The sequence below is a fragment of the Megasphaera sp. DJF_B143 genome, assembly GCF_900320625.1.
GTDB classification, from domain to species: domain Bacteria; phylum Bacillota; class Negativicutes; order Veillonellales; family Megasphaeraceae; genus Megasphaera; species Megasphaera hexanoica.
Map to the genome: position 1 here is coordinate 1 of NZ_ONTA01000015.1, position 6834 is coordinate 6834.

The window sequence follows — 6834 nt, forward strand, 5'->3', positions numbered from 1 at the left end:
ATACTGTGGCATGTATCGTTTTGTAGGAAAGGATGATTTGCTAATCGTTCTATTTTAAACGGGGAGGGCTGACTTATGCCTAAATACAACAAAGTAACACCTGAACTGATTCAGAAACTGCTTGATTTACTTGGAAAACACAACATGACGACAGATCCGGAAAAACTGGATGTTTATAAGACGGACGAAGAAACCAATCCGGCCTATTTCCACACGCCGGAAGTGGTAGTTTTCCCGGAAACGACGGAACAGGTAGCGGCTATTATGAAGCTGGCCAACGAATACATGGTTCCTGTAACACCACGTGGCGGTGGCAGCAGCCTTGCCTGCCAGGCAATTCCTGTTTATAATGGAATTGTTCTCTGCCTGGAAAAAATGAATAAAATCATTGAAGTCAATAAAGAAGCACTGTATATGATCGTAGAAGCAGGCGCCGTTACGACGGCCGTACAGTCTGCCGCTAAAGAAGCTGGCTTGTATTACGCCGGAGATCCCAGCTCAAAAGCGTCCAGTGAAATCGGTGGCAACGTGGCTACTAATGCCGGCGGCAGCCGCGTCGTAAAATACGGGACGACCCGCGATCAGGTGTACTGGGCTGAAATCGTAACGCCGACAGGTGAAATTACCCAGGTAGGCAAGCGACTGCAGAAAAATACGACCGGGTATGCTCTGGAAAAACTCATCTGCGGCAGTGAAGGCACGTTGGGAATCATTACTAAATTATGCCTGAAACTCCGTCCTATCGCTCCGTATCACTTTGATATGGTTGCCATCTTTACGGATGAAACAAAAGCCCTGGCTGTACCGAACCAGCTCCTTATGGCTGGTGTTCAGCCGACAGCTATTGAATTCCTGGACAATAAAGGGATTCAGAGTGAAGAACGGTTCATGAATATGACCCTTCCTCATTCTAAAGATAATGGGAACTATATCATTATTACTATTGATTCCTATGATCAGGACGACCTGGACAACCGTGTGGCTACGGCTGATGAAATCTGCGAAAAGAACGGTTCCGTTGAAACATTGGTTGCGGACGACCGTATCTGGGGCGCACGGTATAATATCGGGGAAGCGGCCCGCAATGACAGCCAGATCTGGCTTGCCGAAGATATCGTCGTTCCTGTCGATAAAATTGCCGATCTCATGGCCCAGATTCCGGCTATTGAAAAGAAATATGGCATTGCTACGACTACATCTGCCCATATCGGTGATGGCAATATCCATGTCAATGCCCTGAAAATGGACATGCCTATGGAACAGTGGAATGAAGTCATTCCTAAATATCACAACGAATTGTATACACTGGTTTACAGCCTGGGCGGATGCCTCTCTGGTGAACATGGCATCGGTCTGCGGAAAATCAATGAAATGAAGAAATTTACCGATCCGGTTTCTCTCGATATGATGAAGGCCATCAAGAAGGCACTAGACCCGAATCTGATTTTGAATCCAGGAAAAATTTTCACATACGACGAAGACTAAACCGTCCTTCACTTCAGAGCTGCTGCACTGTTTGGTGCAGCAGCTTTTTTAATTCCTATATTGCATGGTAGTCAGGTTCTGCATGCGTAATTTGCAGGTTAAGGTGATTTCATTGACTTTACGCTGTGGCTATGATATTCTATACCTGAAGTTAGAATATACGAACCAATGTTGTGTATTCGAACAAAAGGAGGGGAGATATGGAAGAGGAAAAGTTACATAATCCGACTGTCCGCGTTCTGGATATTCTGGAAACGGCGTATAGTCATGAAAATGGGATATCCTTTACAGAGTTATCCCGGCAGACGGGAATTTCTAAAGGTACCTTGCACCCCATTGTCATGACTCTCGTAGCAAAAGGATATCTGCAATGCCAGCATTCGCTTTTTACACTAGGCAAAAGCTGTTTCCGTCTGGGATATGCATACACCCGCACACTGAGCTGCCTCGATATTGTCAAAGCACATATGGAAGAAATCGTTACGGCTTGTAATGAAATTTGTCAGCTCGGTGTTTTGGAAGGGATGAATGTCCTGTACATTGCTAAAATGGAACCTCAGCAGGCTATCCGGGTCAGTTCATCTGTAGGGGCGACGCTGGCTGCCTATGCCACGAGTCTGGGAAAAAGCCTTCTCAGTTGCTATACAGACGAAGAAGTACGCCGTATCTGCCCGCCTGTACTGCAACAGTATACGGAACAGACCGTGCGCACGGTCGATGAACTTCTGAGTCAGCTGCATACGATCCGTAAACAGGGATATGCGCTGGAAAATGGGGAAGTAAATAAGGATATTGAATGTATTTCCATTCCCATCCAGGTGGCAGACCAGACGATGGCCATCAGTGTCAGCCTGCCGATTTACCGTTCTACGCCAGAAAAACAGCAGGAAATACTCCGCATCCTGAAGCGCCATAAAAGTGAAATTGCCGAGCAGACAGCAGGATTACAACAGGATTTAAGCTTCATTTAATGATAGATATTTCTATGGAAAAGGAAGGTATGGATCAGTATGAATGATTTCAAAGACAAAGTTGTAGTAGTAACCGGTGGCGGCCGCGGTATCGGCGCCATGACAGCCCGTCGTTTTTGTGAAGAAGGAGCTCACTGCGTCATTTCCAGCAATGTCCTGTCTGAATGTGAAGAATGTGCTGCCGAATTAAAAAAAGACGGCTTTTCAGCCAGCGTTATGGCATGTGATGTAAGCAAGCCGGCCGATGTAGATGCTCTCATAGCAGATACGGAAAAGAAATTTGGCCGTATTGATATTTTTGCCAATATTGCCGGTATTTGTACCAGTGGTATGAATTTCCTCGGTGTTACGCCGGAAAGCTGGGACCGGGTCATGAAAATCAATGCCTTCGGAACGTTATATACTAACCAGAAGGCCATCGAATCCATGATGCGCACGGGAACAAAGGGAAATATTGTCAATGTTACATCTATTGCGGCCAAGACTGGCTCTGGTGCTGTCGGTGTCGATTACTCGGCCAGCAAGGCAGCTATCGTCAATGTGACGATTTCGGCGGCTACCTTTGCGGCCCGTTATGGCATCCGCGTCAATGCCGTTGCACCTGGACCTATCCAGACGAAAATGACTGCCGTATGGGATCCCAAAATGTGTGCAAAACTCGTTAAGACTATCCCTCTGGGCCGCAAATTTGGTGAACCCGATGATATCAGCGAAGCGATTATTTTCCTTGCCAGTGATAAGGCGAAATATATTTCTGGAGAAATCCTGGATGTAAACGGCGCTGCCTGGTGCGATTAAGAGAGGAGACAGACACATGTTTGAAAAATTGCAACTTACAGGGAAAACCGCTATTGTTACAGGCGGTACGAAGGGGATTGGCAAAGGTATTGTGGAAGGTCTGGCCCAGAGTGGTGCCAATGTCGTCGTAGTCAGCCGTCATCAGGATGAATGCGATGCCGTAGCAAAAGAAATGGAACAATACGGCGTCAAGGGACTGGGCGTCAAATGCGATGTTACCATTGCCAGCGATGTCGCCAATCTGATGCAGAAGACGATGGATGCGTTTGGACATATTGACATTCTCGTCAATAATGCCGGCAGCGCAATTACGAAAAAGGCAGAAGATTTGACAGAATCCGACTGGGACCGTGTGATTGATATGGATATGAAAGCCGTATTCTTCATGGCACAGGCTGCCGGAAAATATATGATTGCCCAGAAGAGCGGAAAAATCATTAATATCGCTTCCATGCTTGGCCTTGTTGCAGAAAAACAGGTTCTGCCATATTGCGTCGCCAAAGGCGGCGTCCTGCAGATGACAAAGGCTCTGGCGCTGGAATGGGCCAAATACAATATTCAGGTCAACGCTATCTGCCCGGGGTATGTCATTACAGATATCAACAAAGACGCATTGAGTGAAGAAAAAATCTATAAACACATTACAGGAAAGATTCCCATGCGCCGCTTCGGTGAAGTAGGGGATATTGCAGGTGCTGCTGTTTTCCTGGCATCGCCGGCCTCTGATTATATGACGGGACAGCCCATCGTTCTCGATGGTGGCTGGACCATGCAGTAATTCCTTATGATAAGTATGCAGGAATTATATTGTTAATGTTAACAATATAATTCCTGCATTTTTTATGTACAAATAGAATGGTAACAATAAAAAATTGGGATACAAGAATGCTGAAAATACCCGGTCTGCTACTTGCTAAACAAAATAATGGTGCTATAATAGGTACACCACTTCTATGAATAATGGCTATAGAAAATATATATTCTTTATTCTTGAAATGAATATAAAGGACGTATTTATAATTTTATTTTCTATGATATGGCCATTATACCTTGTGGTTATTTTATTAGAAGGATGTGTTAAGTATGGCATCAACAGAAGCTATCCCGGCTAAACGCTGGGGGCGCATTATTCCACCGGCGATCCTCGTCTATATTTTCGGATTTATGGATCGCACTAATATCGGTTTTGCTATGGCCGGCGGCATGAGCGATGCGTTGCAGATGACGGCAACCTTATCCGGCCTGGCAGCAGGTATTTTCTTTATCGGCTATATGGTTCTCCAGGTACCGGGCGGACATATTGCTGAAACGGGCAATGCCAAAAAGTTCATAGCTGTTTCCATTCTTGCCTGGAGTATTATTTGTACCAGCCTCGGGTTTGTGCAGACAGCTACCCAGCTTTTGGTCCTGCGTTTTCTCGTCGGCGTTGCTGAAGGCGGTGTATGGCCGGCTATCCTGGTCATCATCAGTCACTGGTTCCCTTCGTCTGAACGTGGCCGGGCCAATTCCTACTTCATCATGAATGTAGCTATTGCTTCTATCATCACCGGTCCTATCTCCGGCTGGCTGGTTACGACCTTTGGCTGGCGTTCCGTTTTCATCGCTGAAGGTGCCGTTTCTTTCCTGCTCATTTTCGTGTGGTGGCCTCTTATCAGCAACCGTCCGTCGGAAGCCAAATGGATTTCCAAAGAAGAACGGGAATACCTGGAAACGACGCTGGCTGCTGAACAGAAAGAACTCAGCTCGGAAGATGATGCGCCTACGTCTCTTTCCACTATTCTCAGCAGTGTCAATATGTGGAAACTGATCCTCATCTATTTCTTCTATCAGGTAGGTATCTATGGTTTTGCTATGTGGCTGCCGACTATCCTCAAAAGCCTTACTAATAGCGGCATGACCAGCATTGGTTTCCTCTCCACCATTCCGTATTTCGCCTGCATGGCCGGTTTGTATATCTTTGGGCATTTGTCTGACCGCAGCGGTAACCGTAAAAAATATGTTGCCCTGCCCCTCCTGGGATTTGCTCTTTGCTTCCTGGCATCGGCTTTCCTGAAAGATTACACCTGGGTTTCCTTTGCCTTCCTCTGCGGCTGCGGCCTGTTCCTGCAGTGCGCATCGGGGATTTTCTGGACTATCCCGACCATGCTTTTCCCGGCTAAAGTTGCTGGCGACAGCCTGGGCATCATCAACGCTCTCGGCAACCTCGGCGGTTTCGTCGGTCCGTTCATCGTTGGCTGGCTGACCACGCAGTTCATGTCCATTTATGCGGGCATTTATTTCCTGGCAGCTATGCTTGCCTGCGGCTTCTTCCTGACATTGAGCCTGCCGAAGAAGACAGAAGGTAAATAATTTCTTTCATAAACAGCAAAAAAGAGCATCCCGCAGCGGGGATGCTCTTTTTTGCTGTTATTCGTTTAAATCGAGGATAGCGCCAGTGGCGGCTGATTTTGCAATGCGGGAATAGAGGCCGAGCCATCCATGTGTAAATTTCGGTTTGGGGCGGACCCAATTCTTTTTGCGCTGTGCCAGTTCTTCATCTGATACATGAAGCGTCAGGGTATTGTTCGGGATATCAATGGTGATTTTATCGCCGTCTTTGACGAGGGCAATGGGGCCGCCATCTGCGGCTTCAGGAGAAACGTGACCGACAAAACAGCCGTTGTTGGTACCGGAGAAACGTCCATCCGTAACGAGGGCTGTCGATTTTGCCAGTCCCCGGCCGTACAGATACTTCATGGCCTTGAACATTTCCCGCATACCAGGACCGCCTTTTGGCCCTTCATAACGGATGACGACGACGTCACCGGCTACGATATCGCCGCCCAAGATGGCTTTTTCAGCTTCTTCTTCCGAATTATAACATTTGGCCGTTCCCGTAAACGTCAGGATCGACGGGTCAATAGCAGCCGGCTTGGTGACGCCCGTTTCCGGAGCCAGATTTCCCCGGAGAATAGCCAGGCCCTTGCGGGATTCGAACGGTTCAGCCATGGTTTTGATGACCTGGGGGTTAAATTCGTATTTGTAGGTATAGTTCTGCAGATTTTCGGAAACGGTCATGCCCGTAACGGTCATGCAGTCTTTGTGAAGCAGCGGCAGGATTTCTGTCATGACTTTGGGGATACCGCCGGCCTTATAGAAATCTTCCATATCATAGGATGATGCCGGGTTGACTTTGGCAATGAGTGGTGTTGTGGCGCTGAGTTTATCAAAGACAGCCAGCATCGTTTCATGATCAATGCCTAATTCATGAGCCATTGCGGTCAGATGGAGTACGCCATTCGTAGAGCCTCCCGTTGCCATAAGGACGCGTATGCCGTTTTCAATGGCGTCCATCGTCAGGATGTCATGACTGGTGATGCCCTGTTGGGTAAGGCGTACGATTGCTTCACCGGTTTGTTCGGCACAGCGCGTACGATCAGCATAGACGGCCGGAATCAGAGCGGCTCCGGGAAGTGAGATCCCCATGGCTTCGGCGACACAGTTCATCGTATTGGCTGAGCCATAAAACGAACAGGATCCGCAGGTCGGACCGCAGACATCTTCCAGACTGTTAAACGTAGGTTCGTCTATTTTTCCGGCA

General features: G+C 47.6%; 6 protein-coding genes. 5 read left to right on the forward strand and 1 reads right to left on the reverse strand.

What is annotated here, in order from left to right; translation table 11 throughout:
• The first annotated feature begins 75 nt into the window (after positions 1-75).
• The 5 genes from DBO31_RS00315 (at position 76) to DBO31_RS00335 (ending at position 5603) form a co-directional block, all read left to right on the forward strand.
• The gene (locus DBO31_RS00315; protein ID WP_059076363.1) at positions 76-1485 is read left to right on the forward strand and encodes an FAD-binding oxidoreductase; all 1410 of its coding nucleotides are present in this window, start codon (positions 76-78) and stop codon (positions 1483-1485) included.
• Positions 1486-1685: 200 nt separating this feature from the next.
• A complete protein-coding gene (locus DBO31_RS00320) occupies positions 1686-2456 on the forward strand; it encodes an IclR family transcriptional regulator (RefSeq protein WP_059076364.1) in 771 nt (256 codons plus the stop codon).
• 39 nt (positions 2457-2495) lie between these two features.
• Complete coding sequence (locus tag DBO31_RS00325; RefSeq protein ID WP_059076365.1) at positions 2496-3254, forward strand: SDR family NAD(P)-dependent oxidoreductase; 759 nt, start codon at positions 2496-2498, stop codon at positions 3252-3254.
• A 16-nt stretch (positions 3255-3270) separates the two neighbouring features.
• Positions 3271-4032 carry an SDR family NAD(P)-dependent oxidoreductase gene (locus tag DBO31_RS00330; protein ID WP_150824156.1) on the forward strand — a complete coding sequence of 254 codons (762 nt, stop codon included), beginning with the start codon at positions 3271-3273 and terminating at the stop codon, positions 4030-4032.
• A 305-nt stretch (positions 4033-4337) separates the two neighbouring features.
• Positions 4338-5603 (forward strand): MFS transporter, encoded by a 1266-nt coding sequence (locus DBO31_RS00335; protein WP_059076367.1) that lies wholly within the window; start codon positions 4338-4340, stop codon positions 5601-5603.
• Positions 5604-5660: 57 nt separating this feature from the next.
• Here the strand turns inward: DBO31_RS00335 and DBO31_RS00340 are convergent.
• A partial coding sequence (locus tag DBO31_RS00340) for a dihydroxy-acid dehydratase (protein ID WP_150824157.1) occupies positions 5661-6834 on the reverse strand: 1174 nt, incomplete at its 5' end.